Origin of the sequence: Tardiphaga sp. 172_B4_N1_3 (assembly GCF_052076035.1) — a bacterium.
GTDB lineage: Bacteria > Pseudomonadota > Alphaproteobacteria > Rhizobiales > Xanthobacteraceae > Tardiphaga > Tardiphaga robiniae.
Genome location: NZ_CP197238.1, coordinates 869,566 through 890,788 on the forward strand (window position 1 = coordinate 869,566; position 21,223 = coordinate 890,788).

A 21,223-nucleotide genomic window follows, 5' to 3' on the forward strand; every position below is an offset into this window, starting at 1 on the left:
TCATCTTGAGGGGACCGCATAGCTCGGGCGCATTGGCGTCGCGAGAATGCAACACTGTGGCGGCCAGATACCACCTGCAGTCATTCTCCTGACGCGGCGCACCATTTTGTTGACAGAAACCTGGGTGAGTGCTTACTCACGACGCTATGAGCACACTTCGAATGACCCATGACCTCAGGCGCGAGCTGATCCTCAGCGCGGCGAAGCGATGCTTTGCGCGCAATGGATTTGCCGGCACCACGACCAAGAGCGTGGCGGCTGCAGCGTCGATTTCGGAAGGCTTGCTGTTCAAGCACTTCCCGACCAAGTCGGCGCTCTATGCCGAGATCCTGGCGGAGGAATGCGAAGCCGACCCCGGACTGAACAAGCTTCTCGGTCTGCCGCCGTCGACCGAGACGCTGGTGATTCTGATTCGCGGCATGGTCAGACATTTCCTCGACATTCCGCGCGATCCCGATCCCGATCATGAAGAGGCGCAGCGCCTGCGGCTAATGGTCATCAGCCAGTTGCAGGACGGCGAATTCGCCCGGCTGCTGTTTGACAAGATCGGCGAACTGATTGGCCCGACCTTTACAGCGTCACTTGAACACGCTGTCCGGACAAACGACGCGGTTCGGATCGGAAAAGAGCCGATGGGTCTTTTCTGGTTCGCGCACCACACCGCGATGATGGCGGCATTATCGCGCCTTCCCTCGGTTCCCTGTTTGCCTTATGCCAGCACCGCCGACAACGAGCGGCAACTTTGTGAGTTTATTCTCCGCGGTATCGGACTGAAAGACACGGCGATCGCGACGTATATCGATCGCGAGCTTCCGGCGTACCTGGTGCCAGCGACTACGACAGAAAGCGCATGACATGACACTCACGACCGAACCCAACAGCACTACGGCGCCGCGTGCGACTGTCGAGAAGCCCCGTCCGCGTCCGCGGATGGTGCGTTGGTTCATCATCGTCGGCATCCTGCTGGCGATCCTGGTGGGCGGCCTGGTGGGCTTCAACGCGTTCCGCGCCCACATGATCAAGCAGTTCTTCGCCACCATGAAGCCGCCGCCGACTGTGGTGAGTGTTGCGGATGCCAAGTCCGAAGTGGTGCCCAACCTGATCAGCGCCGTCGGCGATCTCGCCGCTGTGCATCAGGTCAACGTCACCTCCGACGTCAACGGCCGCATTACCGACATCCAGTTCACCGCGGGCGCGACCGTCAAGGCCGGCCAGCCGCTGGTGCAACTGTTCGATGGACCGGACCAGGGCGACCTCGCCAACTTCAAGGCGGCTGCCACCGTGGCGCGCATCAATCTCGACCGCGCCAAACAGCTCGCCGAGCGTCAGGTTGGTCCGCAGGCCACCGTCGACACCACGCAGGCGGCGTATGATCAGGCGCAGGCCAATATCGCCAAGACCGAAGCGGTGATTTCGCAGAAGCAGGTGCGCGCGCCGTTCGACGGCGTGCTCGGCACGCGTCGGGTCGAGGTCGGCCAGTACCTGACGGCCGGCACGCAGATCGTGTCACTCACTGATCTGTCCGCCGTCTACAACAACTTCACGGTCACGGAAAAAGACTCCGGCAAGCTGCAGGTCGGTCAGGCTGTGCGCATTTCGGTGGACGCTTATCCGGGCCGCAAGTTCGAGGGCAAGATCACCACGATCGAGCCGCAGATCAGCGCGGATACGCGCAACATTCGTGTTCAGGCGACGCTGCAGAATCCGGAAGGCATTCTGAAGCCGGGCATGTTCGCGACCACGACCGTCGTGCTGCCGGACAAACCGGCTGTGATCACCGTGCCGGAAACCGCAGTCGACTACACGCTCTATGGTGACTCGGTTTACCTGATCACCGAAAAGAAGACCGACGATGGCAAGACCGAGCTCTCGGCGGTGCGTACCTTCGTGCGCACTGGCGATCGCATCGATGGCCGTGCGGTGATCACGCAGGGCCTGAAAGCCGGCGATCGCGTCGTGGCGGTTGGACAGCTCAAGTTGCAGTCCGGCGCGCTGGTGTCGATCTCGACCGATCCATTGCCGCAGATTCCGGCGAAACCGCCGCTGAACTGAAACCCGACGGACGGGCCGCGAAATGCGGTCCGTCCCGGTTCATCTGAATGAATTTTCTCGCATCGTCGCGCGGCCTGTAATGGCCGGCAGACGGTGCCGATGACGGAGCGACCGCAATGGTCTTCACGGATATCTTCATCAAGCGCCCGGTGCTGGCGCTGGTCGTCAGCCTGCTGATCCTGCTGATCGGTTTCAAGGCTGCAACCAGCCTGCCGATCCGTCAGTATCCGAAACTGTCGAACACCGTGATCACCGTCACCACGGTGTATCCCGGCGCGTCGCCGGACCTGATGCAGGGCTTTATCACCACGCCGATCGAGCAGGCCGTCGCGGCTGCTGAAGGCATCGACTACATGACGTCGGCATCGACGCAGGGCCAGAGCCTGATCTCGGTCTATATCAAGCTCAACGTCGATCCCAATGCTGCGCTCACCGAAGTGCTGTCGAAGGTCAATTCGGTCAAATATCTGATCCCGCGCGAAGCGAATGACCCCGTCATTCTGAAGTCCACGGGATCGACGACGGCGGTGATGTATCTCGGCTTCTCCAGTGAGGAACTGTCTGGCTCGGCGATCTCCGACTACCTGACGCGCGCGGTGCAGCCGATCCTGTCGACGGTGGACGGCGTGGCGTCGGCCGAAATCCTCGGCGGTCAGACCTTCGCCATGCGCCTGTGGCTCGATCCGCTGCGCATGCAGGGCCGCGGTGTATCTCCGGACGATGTCGCTGCGGCGATCCGCGCCAACAACTTCCAGGCGGCCGCCGGTCAGACCAAGGGCTATTACATCGTCTCCAATGTGACGGCGAATACCGACCTGCAGAACGTCGAGCAATTCAAGCGCATGACGGTGAAAGCCAAGGACGGTGGCTTTGTCCGTATGGAGGATATCGCCACCATCGAGCTTGCCGCGCAGAGTACGGACGCGAGCGTGGCGTTTAGTGGCGAGCGCGCGATCTTTATCGGCGTGCAGGCGACACCGCTCGGCAATCCGCTCAACATCGTCAAGGGCGTGCGCGCGCTGTTCCCCGAACTCGAGCGTAACCTGCCGCCATCGCTGAAGATGAAGGTCGCCTACGACTCCACCAAGTTTATCACGTCGTCGATCGAGGAAGTTCAGAACACGCTGATCGAAGCCGTCGGCATCGTGATCGTGGTGATCTTCCTGTTCCTGGCTTCGTTCCGCTCGGTCATCATTCCGGTGGTGACGATTCCGCTGTCGCTGGTCGGCGTCTGCAGCCTCATGCTCGTCATGGGCTTCAGCATCAATCTGCTGACCCTGCTGGCGATGGTGCTCGCCATCGGCCTCGTGGTCGACGACGCCATCGTGGTGGTGGAGAACATCCACCGCCATCTCGAGGAGGGCAAATCGCCGGTGCAGGCGTCGCTCGAAGGCGCGCGCGAGATCGTTGGTCCGGTCATCTCCATGACCATCACGCTGGCGGCGGTGTATGCGCCGATCGGCTTCATCGGCGGTTTGACCGGTGCGCTGTTCCGCGAATTCGCCTTCACCCTGGCGGGCTCGGTGATCGTATCCGGCGTTATCGCGCTGACGCTGTCACCGATGATGTGCTCGGTGCTGTTGAAGCAGGAAGAGCCGGGCTGGTTCGCCAAGAAGGTGGACAAGGTGTTCGGCGCCACCACGCGCTGGTATGGCCGGCAGCTCGATCGTTCGCTGGACTATCGCCCCATCACGGCCATGTTCGCCGTTGTGATCCTCGGTCTCGTCGGCTTCATGTACATGAACACATCGAAAGAGCTGGCGCCCGAGGAAGATCAGGGCATTCTGTTTGCGGTGACCAAGGCACCGAAATACGCCAACATCGACTACGCGGATTTCTATGGCGATCGCATGGACGAGGCGTTCAAGAAGTTCCCGGAAACCGATCTGCGCTTCATCATCAACGGCACCAACGGTCCGAGCAACGGTATCGCCGGCATGCTGCTGAAGCCGTGGGACGAGCGCAAGCGTTCGTCCACGCAGCTGAAGCCGCTGGTGCAGGCCGAACTCAGCAAGATCGAGGGTGTCAACGCCTTCGCATTCAACCTTCCGGCGCTGCCGGGCGGTCCCGGCGGTCTGCCGATCCAGATGGTGATCAGCTCGACCAACGGTTTCCAGTCGGTCTATGAAGAGATGGTTAAGTTGAAGGACACCGCGCGCAAGAGCGGCCTGTTCATCGTCAGCGACAGCGATCTCGATTTCAATCAGCCGGTGGTGCGCGTCTCCATCGATCGCTCCAAGGCCAACGACCTCGGCATTACGATGTCGAGCATCGGCAATACGCTGGCGACGCTGCTCGGCGGCAACTACACCAACCGCTTCAACCTCGAGGGGCGCTCCTATCAGGTGATCCCGCAGGTGCCGCGCGGCATGCGGCTCTCGCAGGATTCGCTGGCGAACTACTATGTGCCGACGATCACGGGTCAGCAGGTGCCGTTATCGACGCTGGTGAAGGTGGAGACCGGAACCAACCCGAACGCGCTGTCGCATTACAACCAGCTGAATTCAGCGACCTTCCAGGCGGTGCCGATGCCCGGCGTGACAGTGGGGCAGGCGGTCGACTTCCTTGAGGGGGCCGCCAAGCAACTGCCGTCGGGCTTCAATCATGACTACCTCGCCGACAGCCGACAATATGTGCAGGAAGGCAACCAGCTCGCGGTGGCGTTCGGCTTCGCGCTGATCATCATCTTCCTGGTGCTGGCAGCGCAGTTCGAAAGTCTGCGCGATCCGCTCGTGATCATGATTACTGTGCCGATGGCGATCCTGGGCGCGTTGATCCCGCTGTTCTTCGGCATGGCGACGATCAACATCTACACCCAGGTCGGCTTGCTGACGCTGGTCGGTCTGATCTCGAAGCACGGCATCCTGATGGTGGAGTTCGCCAACGAACTGCAGCTCAAGGAAGGTCTCGATCGTCGTTCGGCTATCGAGATGGCCGCCCGCGTGCGTCTGCGTCCGATCCTGATGACGACGGCCGCGATGGTCACCGGCCTGTTGCCGTTGCTCACCGCGGCGGGTGCTGGTGCAGCGAGCCGCTTCTCGATCGGCCTCGTCGTCGTCTCCGGCATGATGATCGGCACGCTGTTCACGCTGTTCGTGCTGCCCGCGGTTTACGTGGCCATCGCCACCGATCACCGCGCCGGCAAAGAGACGGAGCGTGCCAAGCAGATCGAGGAATTCGATCTGGAGCACACGCGGACGGCCTGATCGGCACTGACGCGGCCTTGCGAAGCTGAGCTTGCGGGGCCACATGGTTTGAGGTTGGATGGCGGATCGCTTCATGCGATCCGCCATTATCTTTTGGCGGCCCGCATGGCTCCCACAGGACCCACCCCATGACGCGCGATTTTCCAGCCGGCAATTATCGCTATCTTCCCGCGGTGTTTCAGTATTCCAGCGGCGTTGCCGCCAATGCGGATTTCGAGATCGAGCGCGTGCGTTTCGACACATGGCTGCCATTGGCCGATGGGTTTGCGCGTATTGCCGATTACATTCTCGCAGCCGATCGTCCACTGACATCGTTCTGCGCCTGCGAGTTGCGTTCGCCTGCGGTGGTCGATGAAGCTGGCTTCCGGACATTCAACGAGCACTATGTCAAGACGCTTGCTGAATGGGGCATCTTCGACGGCATGAATAATCCCGTTGCGCGCAGCAATGTGTGCCTCGAGATCGATCCGCCGAGTGAACCGTCGTTTTACGCGTTCTCGTTCACGCGGCCGTCGCTCGGTGCCAAGCCGACTTTCGTGATTGCGGGTGGTGCTGAAGCGCGCGGCGGTCCTGGAACATATCCCGAGCGCATCACGCGCTATCGCGAGACCTCGCTGGACGCATTCCGGGAGAAAACGCGGATGACCATGAGCAATATGGAGGAGCGTCTGGACGCCTTCGGCTTCTCGTGGAAGGACACGACTGCGACGCAGATCTACACGGTACAGGATTTCCATCCCGTGGTGGCCGATGAGCTGGTCAAGCGCGGTGCGTCGCGGCAGGGCATGACCTGGCATTTTGCGCGGCCGCCGGTGGTCGATCTCGAATTCGAGATGGATACGCGGCGTGTGATGCGTGAATTCGTGGTCTGACCGTCAGGCAGCGCGCGCTGCAGCGCTCAGATGCTGGGCGACGATGCGCAGGTCGTCAACGAAATGCGCATATTCGCGGGCCTTGGCCCCCTCGTCGGGCAATCGTAGCAGATAGGATGGATGCACGGTCACGAGAACCTGTGTGCCGTCGTCAGCCTCGATAATCCGGCCACGGGTCTTGCCGATCGGCGTGATCTTGCCAAGCACGCTTTGCGCGGCTGTCGCGCCCATCGCGACGACGAGCTCGGGTTTCACGGACGCTTTTTCGCGCTCATACCAGGGACGGCACGCCTTGATTTCCGGCGTTGCCGGCTTCTGGTGCAGACGGAATTTTCCGCGCGGCACGAATTTGAAATGCTTTACGGCATTGGTGACATAGACTTTGTCCCTGACAATGCCGGCTTCCTTCAGCGCCTTGTCAAGCATCTGTCCGGCCGGCCCGACAAACGGCTTGCCGGCGAGATCTTCCCTGTCGCCGGGCTGTTCGCCGACCATCATCACCGATGCATGTTGTGGTCCCTCGCCAAATACGGTCTGCGTCGCGTCTTTCCACAAATGACAGGCACGGCAATCGGCAGCTTCGTCGCGCAATGCGGCAAGAATTTCCTTCCCGGTATGTTCGGCCGTTTTGGTTGCATGCGACTTGACCATCGTCTCCTCCCGACGTTGCGGTTTCTTTGGCGCGCTGGCTTCTGCCGCGATCATGTCACCTGTGATGCGTTCAGCTTCCGCGATCAGCGGTTTGATCAGCGCGGCTTCGGGCAGGTTGCGCCAGTATTTCTTCGGCATCTCGTTCTGCATCGCCTTGGTCTTCAACCGCGCCGGATTGAAGATGTTGGCGTAATAGGTCAGCCACACTTCTTCGAGCCGATCCTTGGTCGGCGCATCGGCCTTGCTGACGCCGGGCGTGATGGAAATCGCGTGGCCGTCCCAATGCGCGCAGAGATCCGGCGTCAGGATCGACCACGCCATGTCGGCGAAGCGCCGCGCGAAGAAGGGCGCGGCGAGTTCGACGATGTGATGTTCGGGCTCGAACCAGGCGACGAAATGCGATTTTGGCTCGCGGCCGATTTCGCGAAACCGTACGAAAGCATGCATCTTGTGCTCATCGCGCCGGACAGCCTTGGCCATCGCCTGCAATTTAACGATGTCGGAATCGATCGCGACGTGGATCAGATCGGGATTGTCGCGCAGCCGCCACAGCAAGCGATAGAGCAGGGCGAAGCGTTCGGGATCGCGATGCAGGATCGCGGTGTGCGCCAGTTCGACGAATTTGGCCGAGACGTTGAAAGTGCCTTGCGTGGCGTCAGAGAGCAACGTCTCGGGCGAGGCGGAGAACAATTCAGGCTCGGCGCCTGCAACCGTCCATGTCACGTCAGTGGGAGCAATGTTGTTGAGCGCCAGTTTGCGTGCCGCCTTGCGCCAGCCTTCAAAGTCGGTGTCGCTCTCCAGCACGATACTGTGCATCGGATCTCCTGAAATGAAAGTCTAAAATCCAAATCCCAATTGGGTTGCCTTCGGTTTGAACTGCTCCGCCAGCCTCGCGCCGTCCAGCAAATTCACGGCGGGGCGGTGATCCGGAAGAACGATGAAAGGCAGTGCCTTGTTCCGCGGAATATGCAGCCGGGCGAGGTCGCCGATGCGGATCGACGAGATGCGGCGGGTTTCGATGATCCGCTGCACGGCCTTGGCGCCAAAGCCGGGCACGCGCAAAAGGTCTTCGCGGCTGGCGCGGTTGACGTCGAGCGGGAAGCGCTCGCGGTGTCGCAGCGCCCAGGCGAGCTTCGGATCCATGTCCAGCGATAGCATGCCGTCATTGTCATCGACGATCTCGTCGGCATCAAAGCCATAGAAACGCATCAGCCAGTCGGCCTGATACAGCCGATGCTCGCGGATCAGCGGCGGGGCGCGCAGCGGCAGTGCGCGGCTGGCATCGGGGATCGGGCTGAAAGCGGAGTAATAGACACGCTTCAGATTGTAGGACCCGTACAGATTGGCCGAGGTGCGGATGATGGTTGAATCATTGGCGCTGTCGGCGCCGACGATCATCTGCGTGCTCTGGCCGGCCGGCGCAAAACGCGGCCCGACTTTGCCGCGCGGCGTCGGCTTGCGTCCTTCGCGGGCTTCGTCGAGCTTCAGCCGCAAACGGCCCATGGTGCGGCGTATGGCGCGAACGTCTTTTTCCGGAGCCAGCTTGGCGAGGCTGTCTTCTTCCGGCACCTCGATATTGATCGAGAGGCGATCGGCATATTTGCCGGCCTCGGTAATCAGTACCTCGTCGGCTTCCGGAATGGTCTTGAGATGGATATAGCCGCGGAAGTGATGCTCCTCGCGCAGTTTCCGCGCGACGGCGACAACCTGTTCCATCGTGTAATCGGCGCTGCGGATGATGCCCGACGAGAGAAACAGTCCCTCTATGTAATTGCGCCGGTAGAAATCCAGCGTCAGTTGGACGACCTCATCGACGGTGAAGCGGGCGCGCGTCACATTGCTGGAGGCGCGGTTGACGCAATAAAGGCAATCGTAATTGCAGGCATTGGTGAGCAGGATCTTCAGCAGCGAGATGCAGCGGCCGTCCGGCGCATAGGAATGACAGATCCCCATCCCTGCATCGGTCGAGCCGATGCCTTTGCCGTCGCGGGAGTCCCGTTTCTCGGTACCGCTGGACGCACAGGACGCGTCGTATTTCGCGGCATCCGCTAGGATCTCCAGCTTGCGCTTCACGTCCATGTTCAAAAATCCCTTTGATTCCAAACGCTAAAAAAGTGGCTGATGATCCCGATTGACTCGGCTTGCCATCTTAGCTTTATATTAGAACATATCATGAACAAATGGGCCGGCAATGGGTTCACTAAAAACCCTCCACGGCAAAACAATTTCGAGGAGCGGCGCATGACCGGCGCACGCATGACCACGCTCGCGCAATTGCGCGGCAGCATCGAGCGCATCGAGACCCACAGCGATACCTATGCGCCGGATCGCGTGTCGCTCGGTCATGCCGAGGCGGACGCGGCGCTGCAAGGCGGGCTCGCACGTGGCACCATGCATGAGGTGTTCGCCGAAGGCCGGCACAGCGCGGCGGCCACGGGCTTTGTCGCCGGCCTTGCGCATCGTGTCTCGGCAAAGCGGCCGCTGCTGTGGATCCGGCAGGATTTCTCCGAACGCGAATGCGGCGCGCTGGCCATGAGCGGCTGGCGTGAGCTCGGCCTCGATCCGCGCCTGCTGGTCACCGTGCGCGCGCCCGATGTCGAGACGGCATTGCGGACCACGGCTGATGCGCTGGCCTGCGATGCGCTGGGCAGCGTCGTGCTGGAAACCTGGGGCGACAGCAAACAGTTCGACCTCGTCGCCAGCCGCAAACTCACGCTGGCAGCGCGCGGCTCTGGCGTCACGTGCCTGTTGCTGCGGACTGCAGGCGTTCCGGTCTCGAGTACGGCAGAGACGCGCTGGATCATCCGCTCCGCGCATTCGCCGCCATTCAGGCCATGGCAATCATGGGGCGCGCCCATGCTCGATGTGCAACTCGTTCGAAATCGTCACGGCCCGAACGGGCAATGGATCATGGAATGGAAGTGTGATGAGTGCGTTTTCCGTGACACATCGGCGCATCCTCAGCCTGTGGCTGCCGCGCCTGCCAACCGATCGCATCAAACGTCAGCTCGCGCGCAACGGCGCGCCAGCTAATCTGCAAGCAAGTATTGTCGTCGCCAAGCAAAGCAATGCGCTGCAGATTTCCGCGCTGGACGATGCCGCGGCGAAGCTCGGCCTTGAACCAGGTCTGCCGCTCGCCAATGCCCGTGCGGTCTGTCCGGACATTCAGGTGTTCGATGCTGATCCTGTCGCCGATACGCAGGTATTGACCGACATCGCCGATTGGTGCGACCGCTTCACGCCACTGGTGGCGCTGGATCTGCCGCATGGCCTGTTTCTCGACATCACCGGCTGTGCCCATCTGTTCGGTGGCGAGGCCGCACTGATGGAGCAGCTCTGCGCGGCGCTGTCGCGGCAGGGTTTTATTGTCAGTGCAGCGATTGCGGGGACATCGACATGCGCGCGCACGCTCAGTCGATATGCACATGGCCGGATCATCGCCGCGGGCGAGGAGGCCAGGGCAGTGACGTCGCTGCCGTTGTTCACGCTCGGCGCCGATGAGGCGATCATCCGTGGATTGCGCCGCGCCGGCTTGAAGACCATCGGCGATGTCGCCTCGCGCTCGCGCCCCGAAATCACCGCACGTTTCGGCGCGGAATTCACGACGCTGCTGGAACAGGCGCTGGGGCAAAGCGATGCACCGATTTCCCCGCGCAAGCCGCTGCCGGATTATATCGTCGAGCAACGTTTCGCCGAACCGATTGCCACCGATGGCGTGATTACGCTGACACTGGCCAAGCTGGCACGCACGCTGATCGATGCGATGGACAGGCAGGGCAAGGGCGCGCGACGACTGGAAGCGGCGTTCTTCCGCACCGATGGCGCGGTGCGGGTGATCACCGCGGAAACCGGCCTGCCGGTGACCAAAGGCGAGGTGATCGACCGGTTGTTCCGCGAGCGACTGGACGCGATTGCAGATCCACTCGATCCCGGATTCGGTTTCGATATGATCCGCCTGTCAGCCAGCCGTACGGAAATCGTCGTGCAGCAGCAGCGCGACCTCGATGCCAATGTTCACGCCAATGACGAACTGGCCGACCTGATCGATCGTATCGCCGCGCGGATCGGGCCGCGGCGTGTGCTGGTTTATCTGCCCGTCGAGAGTCACATTCCGGAACGCGCGATGCTGGGTGTGCCGGCACAGCATCATCTGGCTGCCGCCATGCAGGCAGCATGGCCAGTGCGTGAAGACGAACCGCCTTTGCGGCCATTACGGTTGTTCGAGCAGCCCGAACTGATCGACGTCCCGCTTGCGGAGTTTCCAGACAAGCCACCGAAGAAGTTCACCTGGCGACGCGTCTCTCACAACGTCGTTTATGTGGAAGGTCCGGAGCGTGTGTCGATGGAGTGGTGGCGCTCGCAGGAGGCGAAGCCGACGCGCGATTACTTTCGTGTCGAGGATGAGGCAGGTCAACGCTTCTGGCTCTTCCGCGACGGGCTGTATGGCGAGATCAGGGATGCGGACAATCAAGTCGTTTCGCCGCAATGGTTCGTGCATGGGCTGTTCGCATGAGCACGGGCGGCGCCGGCGCGCCTGATTATGCCGAGATTGGCGTCACCAGCAATTTCTCGTTCCTGCGCGGCGCGTCGCATCCGCAGAACTATGTGCATCAGGCCAGTATCGAACGGCTTTATGCCATCGGCATTGCCGATCATAACACCATGGCCGGTGTGGTGCGTGCCTTTGCCGAGCTGGACCACAAGGATCTTGTCTACAAACCGAAGCTTCTGATCGGCACACGGCTGGTCTTCAATGACGGCACGCCTGACATCCTTGCCTATCCGTGCGACCGCGCTGCCTATGGTCGACTGTGTCGGCTACTCAGCATGGGCAAGCTGCGCGGCAACAAGGGTGAATGCCTGCTGCAGCTCGGCGATCTCGCTGACTTTAGCGAAGGGCTGCTGCTTGTTTTGATGCCGGCCTATCGTATTGAGAGCAACCTTGTCCTTCGCACGTTCGACGCACTGTCTCAATTTTCGACGGGCGGTGTATGGCTCGGCGCCAGTCCGTTTCATCGGGGTGATGACAAACGCCGTCTGGCCAAGTTGCAGCGCATCGCAGCCACTGCGCGCGTGCCCCTGATTGCTACCAATGATGTGCTCTATCACACGCCAAATCGCCGCATCCTGCAGGACGTGGTCAGTTGTATTCGCGAGAAGACCACCATCGAGCAGGCCGGCCGCGTGCTGGAAATGAATGCCGAACGGCATCTCAAGTCAGCGGCCGAGATGGTCAGACTGTTTCGTGATTATCCCGATGCGATCCGTGAAACCATCCGTTTTGCCGATCGCATCACGTTTTCATTGAACCAACTCCAATACCAATATCCCGACGAACCGGTGCCGCCGGGAAAGACCGCGCAGCAGCATCTTGAAGATCTGACCTGGGAAGGAATGAAACGGCATTTTCCTAAGACAGAAGATCCGAAGCTTGTTGCCACCTTGGAAAAGGAACTCGCGCTCATTAAGGAGCTCGGCTATGCGCATTATTTTCTGACTGTCCACGATATCGTCCGCTATGCGCGCAGCCAGAACATCCTGTGTCAGGGCAGGGGCTCGGCGGCCAATTCAGCGGTTTGCTACATGCTGGACATCACCTCGGTGAATCCCGCCGAGGTCGATCTCCTGTTCGAGCGCTTCATCTCCAAGGAACGACTTGAGCCGCCGGATATCGACGTCGATTTTGAACACGTCCGGCGCGAGGAGGTGATGCAGTATGTCTATCGCCGCTACGGCCGCCATCGCGCGGCGATCATCGCCACCGTTATTCATTACCGCCCGCGCTCGGCGATCCGCGATGTCGGCAAGGCGCTGGGACTGACCGAAGACGTCACCTCGGCGCTGGCCGATACTGTCTGGGGCAGTTGGGGCAAAGGCCTCAACGAGATGCAGGTCAAGCAGGCAGGGCTTGATCCGTCCAATCCGATGATCGTGCGGGCCGTCGAACTTGCCACCGAGCTGATCGAGTTCCCGCGCCATCTGTCGCAGCATGTCGGTGGCTATGTGCTGACGCAGGACCGGCTCGACACCTATGTGCCGATCGGCAATGCGGCAATGGATGATCGTACCTTCATCGAATGGGACAAGGACGACGTCGACACCATGAAGATGATGAAGGTGGATGTGCTGGCGTTAGGCATGCTGACCTGCATCCGCAAATGTTTTGATCTGATCTTTCGTCACAAGGAGAGGCGCTACGAACTCAAGGACATCAAAGCGGAGGCCAAGGATGCCCCACCGGTTTTCGCGATGCTCCAACGCGGTGAATCTCTGGGCGTGTTCCAGGTCGAAAGCCGCGCGCAGATGAATATGCTGCCGCGGCTGAAGCCGAAGACATTCTACGACCTTGTCATCGAGGTGGCGATCGTTCGTCCGGGGCCGATCCAGGGAAACATGGTGCATCCCTATCTAAAACGACGGGCGATGAAGCCGGAAGATATCGAATATCCACACCCCAAAGGGGGGGATGAAAATGAGTTGCGCAAGGTTCTGCACAAAACCCTCGGCGTGCCGTTGTTCCAGGAACAAGCCATGCGCATCGCGATTGAAGCGGCGCATTTCACTCCGGAGGAGGCTAACGGTCTGCGCCGCGCCATGGCGACGTTTCGCAATGTCGGCACCATGCATACGTTCGAGGAGAAGATGGTCGGCAAGATGATCGACCGTGGTTACGACAAGGCTTTCGCCACCAGTTGCTTCGATCAGATCAAGGGCTTTGGCAGCTACGGTTTTCCCGAGAGCCATGCGGCGAGTTTTGCGCAATTGGTCTATGTCTCGTCATGGCTGAAACATTATCATCCGGATGTATTCTGCTGCGGGCTCTTGAATTCGCAACCGATGGGATTTTACGCACCTTCGCAGATCGTGCGCGACGCGCGCGACAACGACGTCGATGTGCGCCAGATCGATGTATCCTTCAGTCATTCGCAGAATACGCTGGAAGAACCCAGTGGAGACTATTGCGCCGTTCGCCTCGGCTTTCGCCAGATCGATGGATTCAAATGGGCGGATCCGGATGAGAAGCGCGAACGTGAAAAAGCTGGCAAACCGCCGGGAGAAGACTGGGGCGAGCGCATCGTTGCCGCGCGAGAGCGACAGCCTTTCACCTCGCTGGAAGATTTCGCCCGCGATACCGCTTTGCCAAAACGCGCGCTGATCATGCTGGCCGATGCCGATGCATTTCGCTCGATCGGGCTCGATCGCCGTGCCGCACTATGGGCGGTAAGGCGATTACCCGATGATCTGCCGTTGCCGTTGTTCGAAGTTGCGACCGCACGCGAGCAGCCGGACGAGAATGCGAAGCCTCTGCCTGAGATGCCTTTGCCCGAACAGGTGGTCGCCGATTATCAGACTATCCGGCTGTCACTGAAGGGACATCCGATGGAGTTCTTGCGCGCGAATTTCACGCGGGAAAAAGTGGTGACCTGCGCGAGCATTGTGGATGCCAATGACAGACGGCGCGTGCGTTGTGCCGGCGTCGTGCTGGTGCGGCAGCGGCCGGGTAGTGCCAATGGCGTGGTCTTCATGACGCTGGAGGACGAAACCGGTATCGCCAATATCGTGGTCTGGCCGAAGGTGATGGAGCAGTTTCGCAGGGAAGTCATGGGTTCCAGGCTGATCCTGGTCGAGGGGCGCATCCAGAGCAGCCCGGACAAGGTCGTCCATCTGGTTGCCGAACGGTTGATCGATCGCTCGGACGATCTGAAGTATCTTGGCAACGATGCGCTTGGCGGACCCCGACAAATGCTGTCAGGCCCCGAACCGATCAATGACGATCGCCGCGAGCATCCCGACAATCCCGCTCAGCGCATTCGCCATCCGCGCAATGTCCGGATCCTGCCGCGCTCGCGGGACTTCCATTAAGCGCCGTTCAGAAACCATTCAGCCGATATTACCTATTCAGGTGATGCACCGACTGGCGGTCCGCCGGGTGGCCGGTGCAGGAAAGTAATAGTCGCATAGGCGCCGATCCATGAACCGACGGCGGCGAAACCCACATACATCCAGTTTTCGGTATAGCTGATGACGGCATAGGACGAGAGTACATACCAGACGCTGCTCCAGGTGGCCGCAGGGATGCGCCGACGGGCCACCACTGCAGAGGTGAACATCACATAGACCGCGTCGGTGGCAGCCGTGGCCAGCACCACGGCACCGGCTGTCAATGGATCGATGGTGGCCATGGTCTCTCCTCCATGCTTGTACAAGACGATGCGATGACGGATGTGGTCACCTGGAAGCGTGAGCTGAATCGGTGGCGTGGGAAAGGGGGAGAGTGTTGATGTACGGCATTCGTGAACCGCTCGCCGACCTCTGGCGGCAGGTTGGCGGTGATATTGCGGCTCTCCAGCGTGTCACGCTGACCGGCAATGAGCCGCAATTGCCATCGTCATTCCATGTCGGTGCGGCCGCTCAGGTCAGCATCGCTGCGGCCGGAATGGCGGCTGCCGAAATCTGGCGGCTACGCAGCGGGCAGACGCAGACTGTCTCCGTCGATATGCGCCATGCCATCGTCGAATGCCGCAGCGAACGCTATCTGCGCTGCGACGGCAATCCGCCGCCGCCCGCTTGGGATGCGATCGCCGGCGTCTACCAGACCGGTGACGGCAAGTTCGTCCGGCTGCATACAAATTTTCCGCATCATCGCGATGCTGTCTGCCAGGTGCTGTCATGTGCGCCGACGCGTGAGGCGGTGCAGGCCGCGTTGATGCAATGGAACGGCGAGGCCTTCGAGACCGCGGCCTATGCAGCCGGCGGTGTCGTAGCGCTGATGCGATCCCATGACGAATGGATGGGGTTGCCGCAGGCCAAAGCCGTTGCTGAACTGCCGCTCGTCGAGATCACCCGGATTGGTGACGCCGAACCGAAGCTGTGGCCGATCGGCGCCCGGCCGCTTGCCGGTCTGCGCGTACTCGATCTCTCACGCGTTATCGCCGGTCCCGTCGCTGGTCGTACGCTTGCGGCCCATGGCGCGGATGTGATGCTGGTCTCCAGTCCCGATCTGCCGGCGATCCCGTGGCTCACCATCGATACCGGCCGCGGCAAGCTCTCGAGCTTCGTGGATCTCCAGAGCGGGCAGGGGCGCGACACTCTGCGAGGATTGCTCGCGCAGGCGGATATCTTCTCGCAGGGCTACCGCCCGCAATCGCTCGCGGCGCTCGGCTTCTCGCCGGAGGAGGCGGCCCGTGTCAGTCCCGGTATCGTCTATGTCTCGCTCTCCGCCTATGGCCGTTCCGGGCCGTGGGCCGGGCGCCGCGGCTTCGATTCTCTCGTGCAATGCGCGACCGGCTTCAACCATGCCGAAGGGCAGGCGGCGGGCGTCGATGGGCCGAAGGAATTGCCGGCCCAGATGCTGGATCACGCCACAGGCTACTTAATGGCATTCGGCGCCATGATCGCCCGTGCACGTCAGGCGCGTGAAGGCGGCAGTTGGCACGTGCAGGTCTCTCTTGCCCGCACCGGTCAATGGCTGTGGGATATGGGAAGAATCGCGGAAGGTCTCGCGGTCGACGACCTCAAGGGTGAGATGGTCAAAGCCTTTACTGAGGATATGCCGTCCGGCTTCGGCCAGTTGTCGGCGGTCCGTCATGCAGCCGTGTTATCGCGAACCCCGGCGTCGTGGGTGCGTCCGGCCATGCCCCTCGGCAGCCATCCGGCGGTATGGCCGTCCGGCAATTGAAACCCATTCGCAGGATTTCAAAATTTTAACGAAGATTCGTAAGTGCACACGCGTTTTTAGATTGTCTGAACGCCCAGATGCGCACTATTAGCGCGTGAATGGGACAAATCGCCGCGGAATAAGTGCGTTTCCTACCAAGGACTGGACAGTGACGAATTTAGATCAACGATCTCAGCTGTTTAGCGGAAAACGCCTGATCGCGGGCGGTTGCATTGCTGCTATGCTGGTCGCCGCAGGCATCGGCTACGTGCGGTTGTCCACCCCGTCGAAGGGGCATTCCGACGTTTCGAGCCAGTCGCGGAAGAATCCGCAGCGCTACACGACCTCCCCATCGGAATGGGCCAGTCTGACCATCGAGCCGGTCACCGTGCGTGCCTTCCGCGCCGAACATGTCACCGAGGGCAAGATTGCCGTCGATGAGGACCGCTCGACCCCGATCTTCTCACCCTATGCCGGCCGCGTCACCAAGCTGCTCGCCAAGCCAGGCGACCACGTCGAAAAGGGCCAGCCGCTCTTTGTGATCGAAGCAGCCGACACCGTCGGCGCGCAGAATGATTTCGTTGCCGCGACCACGGCTCTCAACAAGGCGAAGTCGCAAGTCGACCTCGCACAGATCCAGGACAAGCGCGCCCGCGACCTGTTCGAAGGCAAGGCTGTGCCGCTGAAAGACTATCAGCAGAGCCAGGCCACGCTGCTGCAGGCACAGAACGATCTGCGCACCGCCGACACGGCACTCGAAGCCGCACGCAATCGCCTTCGTATTCTTGGCCTCTCGGAAGACGCCATCACGGCGTTTCAGGAGAAAGGCCGTATCAATCCGGAAACGACGATCTACGCGCCGCTTGCCGGCACGGTGGTTCAGCGCAAGATCGGTCCCGGCCAGTACATCAGCGCCGGCGCTGCCGATCCGGTCTTCGTGATCGGCGATCTCTCATCGGTGTGGCTCACGGCCTTCGTGCGCGAGACCGAAGCTGCTGCCGTGCAGATCGGTCAGGAAATGAGTTTCACCGCACTCGCACTGCCGGGCCGTGTGCTCACTGGCCGCATCAGCTATGTCGCGACTGCGCTCGATCCCGCGACGCGTCGTCTGCTGGTACGTGCCACGCTGGACAACAGCAACGGTCTGCTGAAGCCGGAAATGTTCACCACCGTGACGATCTACGCGCCTGGCGACCAGCCGACGATAGGCGTGCCGAAAACAGCGCTGATCTATGAAGGCGATCAGGTCCGCGTCTGGGTCGCGCATGACGACAAGACCATCGAGCTGCGCACGATCAAGACCGGTATGACCAATGGCAATCTCGTCGAGGTCCATGGCAACCTGAAAGCCGGCGAACGCATCGTCACCAAAGGCAGCTTGTTTATCGATCGCGCGGCCTCCGCCAGCTAACCCCCAGCTTCGGCTCTTCTGAAAGGTCCGATCTGGATGGATCGTCTTGTTGCTCTGGCCGTCGACCGTCGCTTCCTGATGGTGGCGATGTTCGCCGTCGTTTTCATCGGTGGTCTGTTTGCTTTCAATCAGCTGAATATCGAGGCCTATCCCGATCCGACCCCGCCGATGGTCGATATTGTGACCCAGAGCAACGGTCTCTCTGCCGAGGAAATCGAACGCTACATCACGATTCCGATCGAAGCGCAGGTCGCGGGCATCAAGAACCTCAAAACGATCCGCACTATCTCGCTCTACGGTCTCTCCGACGTCAAATTGCAGTTTTCGTTCGACTACACCTATGACGAAGCATTGCAGCAAGTCCTGAACCGGTTGTCGCAGCTCGGGACCTTGCCGGGCAATGCACAGCCGACGATATCGCCGATCTCCGCGGTGGGTGAAATCTTCCGTTACCGTCTGGTGGGACCGCCGAACTACAGCGTGCTCGATCTCAAGACACTGCAGGACTGGGTGATGCAGCGCCGCTTTCGTGCGGTGCCAGGTGTCATCGACGTCATTGGTTGGGGTGGCAAGACCAAAACCTATGAGATCCAGGTCGACTTCAGCAAGCTCGTTGCTTATGGCTTGACGCTGCCACAACTGCTGACCGCTGTCGGCAATGCCAATATCAATGTCGGTGGCAACACCGTGAATATCGGCCCGCAATCGGCCGTGGTGCGCGGCGTCGGCCTCATTCGGTCGATCGACGACCTTTCCAATACAATGATCTCCCAGACCAACGGCAATCCGGTTCTGGTCAAGGACGTTGCTACGGTGTCAGTCGGCGAGAAGCCGCGCCTCGGCATTGCCGGTCTCAATCAGGAAGACGATATCGTCCAGGGCATCGTGCTGATGCGTCGCGGCGAGAAGAGTTCGCCGACCATCGCGCGCGTCGAACAATTGGTGCAGCAGATCAATCGCGGAGGCATCCTGCCTCCCGGCGTGCGGATCGAACGCATCTATGACCGCAAGGACCTGATCGACACGACCACGCATACGGTGCTGCACAACATGGTCGTCGGCATCCTGCTGATCGTGCTGCTGCAGTGGATGTTCCTCGGCAACCTGCGCAGCGCGCTGATCGTCGGCGCCACTATTCCATTCGCCCTGTTTTTCGCTGTCATCATTCTGGTGCTACGCGGCGAATCCGCCAACCTGCTATCGGTGGGCGCCATCGATTTCGGCCTGATCGTCGATGGTACGGTCATCATGGTAGAGGCCATCTTCAGACGGCTGACCCAGACCACAGAGCTTTCCGAAGCGGAGCGTAGCCACATCTCGCCCGAGACCATCATGGGCATGAAGAAGCATGGCATCCTCAGCGCATCCGCTGACGTGTCGCGCTCGATCTTCTTTGCCGCCGCTATCATCATCGCCGCGTTCCTGCCGCTGTTCACGCTGTCTGGCGTCGAGGGCAATATCTTTGGACCGATGGCGCGGACCTATGCTTATGCGCTGGCCGGTGGCCTGATCGCGACATTCACCGTCACGCCTGCGCTGAGCGCGATCATTCTGCCGGCGCATGTCCATGAGACTGAAACCTGGATCATGCGCCAGCTGCACCGCCTCTATATGCCGGTGCTGCACTGGGCGGTCGCCAGCCGAAAGATCGTACTGGGCATTGCGATTGGTCTCGTCGTGGTGACTTTCTTCATGGCGCGTTTCCTCGGCCTGGAATTTCTGCCGAAGCTGGAAGAGGGCAATCTCTGGATCCGCGCCACGCTGCCGCCGACGATCTCGCTGCAAGAAGGCAACACTTACGTCAACGAGATGCGCAGGCTGATCCGCCAGCAGCCCGAGGTAGAATCCGTCGTCTCGCAGCACGGCCGTCCCGATGACGGCACCGACGCGGCTGGCTTGTTCAACGCGGAATTCTTCGCCCCGCTGAAGCCTGCCTCCGAATGGCCGGCGCCGCAGGACAAGGATGCGCTGACGGCGCGCCTGCTCAAGGAACTGCAAACGAAATTTCCCGGCGTCGAGTTCAATTTCTCGCAATATCTGCAGGACAACGTCTCTGAAGCCGTCTCCGGCGTGAAAGGCGAGAACTCGATCAAGCTCTACGGCAACGATCTGGATGCACTCACCAAGACCGCTAACGAGATCAAGGCCGTACTGTCGACGGTGCAGGGCGTGACGGATCTCGCCGTGTTCACATCGCTGGGGCAGCCAACCATCCAGATCGACGTCGACCGTGCCAAGGCTGCGCGCTACGGATTGTCGCCCGGCGATATCAACGCCACCATCAAGGTGGCCATCGGCGGCGACTCCGCTGGCGATCTCTATGAGCCCGGCAGCGATCGGCATTTCCCGATCATGGTGCGGTTAGCGCCGGAATATCGCCGTAGCGCTGAGGCGATTCAGAATTTGCGCATCGGCGCGCCCGGTCCGAACGGCACGATCGCGCAGATCCCGCTAAGTGAAGTGGCGTCGATCAATCTCGTCTCCGGTGCGGCCTATATCTATCGCGAGAACCAGGAGCGTTATCTGCCGATCAAGTTCTCGGTACGCGAACGCGATCTCGGCAGCGCCATTCAGGAAGCGCAGGACAAGGTCGCCGCGCTCGTTCAGCTGCCGCCGGGCTCGCGGACCGAATGGGTCGGCGAGTTCGGCAATCTTCAGGACGCTATCGCACGGCTTTCCATCGTGGTGCCGATCAGCCTCGCTCTAATCGGCGTGCTGCTCTGGTTCAACTTTGGCTCGATGGCCGACACACTGCTGGCTATGAGTGTGATCCCGATGGCGATCTTTGGCGGCGTGCTCGGTCTACTGATCACGGGTATTCCGTTCAGCGTATCGGCGGCGATCGGCTTCATCGCGCTGTTCGGCATTGCTGTCATGGACGGCATCCTGATCCTGTCACAATACAATCAGCTGATCGACGAGGGCTATGAGCGCATCAAGGCTGTGATCCGGACCGGCGAGTTGCAACTGCGGCCGGTGCTCATGACCTGCATCGTTGCGGGTGTCGGCCTGCTGCCGGCGGCGCTGTCGGAGGGAATCGGGTCTCAGGTCCAGAAGCCGCTCGCGGTTGTCGTTGTCACCGGCATGATGCTGGCGCCGCTGGTGATCCTGATCACCCTGCCGGTGCTGATCTCGTTCTTCTCAAGCCGGGCGCGTTAAACCAGCTTGCGACGGGAGCGGCTCGGGCTGTCCCTGAGGCAGCCCAATCGCGCATACCTAAAAAACCGGCCTCGAAATGGATCGAAACCGGCGCTTGCCCGTTGACCGGTTCCCCACCGGGCTATTCCGCCCGTGCGCGTTGCGGTTGGTGCTCTTGAACGCTGTATTTGCTGATCTTTTTCAAAACATGCAGCCGTGCCATGCTGGTGGCCGT

The 21,223-nt window shown here is 60.9% G+C and carries 13 protein-coding genes; 10 read left to right on the forward strand and 3 right to left on the reverse strand.

The features are described 5' to 3' along the window. The first annotated feature begins 146 nt into the window (after positions 1 to 146). From AB7783_RS03785 to cnbZ, 4 genes are all read left to right on the forward strand, one after another. Positions 147 to 854 carry a TetR/AcrR family transcriptional regulator gene (locus tag AB7783_RS03785; RefSeq protein ID WP_441276877.1) on the forward strand — a complete coding sequence of 236 codons (708 nt, stop codon included), beginning with the start codon at positions 147 to 149 and terminating at the stop codon, positions 852 to 854. Position 855: 1 nt separating this feature from the next. After that, a complete protein-coding gene (locus AB7783_RS03790; protein WP_089266964.1) occupies positions 856 to 2,052 on the forward strand; it encodes an efflux RND transporter periplasmic adaptor subunit in 1,197 nt (398 codons plus the stop codon). A 116-nt stretch (positions 2,053 to 2,168) separates the two neighbouring features. Next, positions 2,169 to 5,258 (forward strand): MexW/MexI family multidrug efflux RND transporter permease subunit, encoded by a 3,090-nt coding sequence (locus AB7783_RS03795; protein WP_089266965.1) that lies wholly within the window; start codon positions 2,169 to 2,171, stop codon positions 5,256 to 5,258. Between the two features lie 128 nt (positions 5,259 to 5,386). Continuing rightward, the gene (gene cnbZ / locus AB7783_RS03800) at positions 5,387 to 6,130 is read left to right on the forward strand and encodes a 2-amino-5-chloromuconate deaminase CnbZ (protein ID WP_441276878.1); all 744 of its coding nucleotides are present in this window, start codon (positions 5,387 to 5,389) and stop codon (positions 6,128 to 6,130) included. A 3-nt stretch (positions 6,131 to 6,133) separates the two neighbouring features. Here the strand turns inward: cnbZ and AB7783_RS03805 are convergent, their stop codons facing one another. Together AB7783_RS03805 and AB7783_RS03810 are read right to left on the reverse strand one after the other, a co-directional pair. Then, positions 6,134 to 7,597 (reverse strand): UdgX family uracil-DNA binding protein, encoded by a 1,464-nt coding sequence (locus AB7783_RS03805; protein WP_441276879.1) that lies wholly within the window; start codon positions 7,595 to 7,597, stop codon positions 6,134 to 6,136. Positions 7,598 to 7,618: 21 nt separating this feature from the next. Continuing rightward, on the reverse strand, positions 7,619 to 8,860 hold the full coding sequence (locus tag AB7783_RS03810; RefSeq protein WP_441276880.1) for a putative DNA modification/repair radical SAM protein: 1,242 nt from the start codon (positions 8,858 to 8,860) through the stop codon (positions 7,619 to 7,621). A 162-nt stretch (positions 8,861 to 9,022) separates the two neighbouring features. On the opposite strand from AB7783_RS03810, the gene AB7783_RS03815 reads away from it, so the two are divergent. The 3 genes from AB7783_RS03815 to AB7783_RS03825 are packed head-to-tail and all read left to right on the forward strand — an operon-like array spanning position 9,023 to position 14,644. Next, entirely contained in the window at positions 9,023 to 9,814 is a 792-nt protein-coding gene (locus AB7783_RS03815) for an ImuA family protein (RefSeq protein WP_441276881.1), read from the forward strand. After that, positions 9,708 to 11,294 carry a Y-family DNA polymerase gene (locus AB7783_RS03820; protein WP_441276882.1) on the forward strand — a complete coding sequence of 529 codons (1,587 nt, stop codon included), beginning with the start codon at positions 9,708 to 9,710 and terminating at the stop codon, positions 11,292 to 11,294. The genes AB7783_RS03815 and AB7783_RS03820 overlap by 107 nt, the downstream gene beginning before the upstream one ends. Continuing rightward, complete coding sequence (locus tag AB7783_RS03825) at positions 11,291 to 14,644, forward strand: error-prone DNA polymerase (RefSeq protein WP_441276883.1); 3,354 nt, start codon at positions 11,291 to 11,293, stop codon at positions 14,642 to 14,644. Before AB7783_RS03820 ends, AB7783_RS03825 begins: the two co-directional genes overlap by 4 nt. A 32-nt stretch (positions 14,645 to 14,676) precedes the next feature. On the opposite strand, the gene AB7783_RS03830 is transcribed toward AB7783_RS03825, so the two are convergent. Then, positions 14,677 to 14,964 carry a hypothetical protein gene (locus tag AB7783_RS03830; RefSeq protein ID WP_089266972.1) on the reverse strand — a complete coding sequence of 96 codons (288 nt, stop codon included), beginning with the start codon at positions 14,962 to 14,964 and terminating at the stop codon, positions 14,677 to 14,679. A gap of 98 nt (positions 14,965 to 15,062) precedes the next feature. On the opposite strand from AB7783_RS03830, the gene AB7783_RS03835 reads away from it, so the two are divergent. The 3 genes from AB7783_RS03835 (at position 15,063) to AB7783_RS03845 (ending at position 21,009) form a co-directional block, all read left to right on the forward strand. After that, on the forward strand, positions 15,063 to 16,460 hold the full coding sequence (locus AB7783_RS03835; RefSeq protein WP_441276884.1) for a CoA transferase: 1,398 nt from the start codon (positions 15,063 to 15,065) through the stop codon (positions 16,458 to 16,460). A gap of 220 nt (positions 16,461 to 16,680) precedes the next feature. Further along, on the forward strand, positions 16,681 to 17,850 hold the full coding sequence (locus AB7783_RS03840; RefSeq protein ID WP_089266974.1) for an efflux RND transporter periplasmic adaptor subunit: 1,170 nt from the start codon (positions 16,681 to 16,683) through the stop codon (positions 17,848 to 17,850). Positions 17,851 to 17,886: 36 nt separating this feature from the next. Continuing rightward, entirely contained in the window at positions 17,887 to 21,009 is a 3,123-nt protein-coding gene (locus AB7783_RS03845) for an efflux RND transporter permease subunit (protein ID WP_441276885.1), read from the forward strand. Positions 21,010 to 21,223 lie beyond the last annotated feature (214 nt).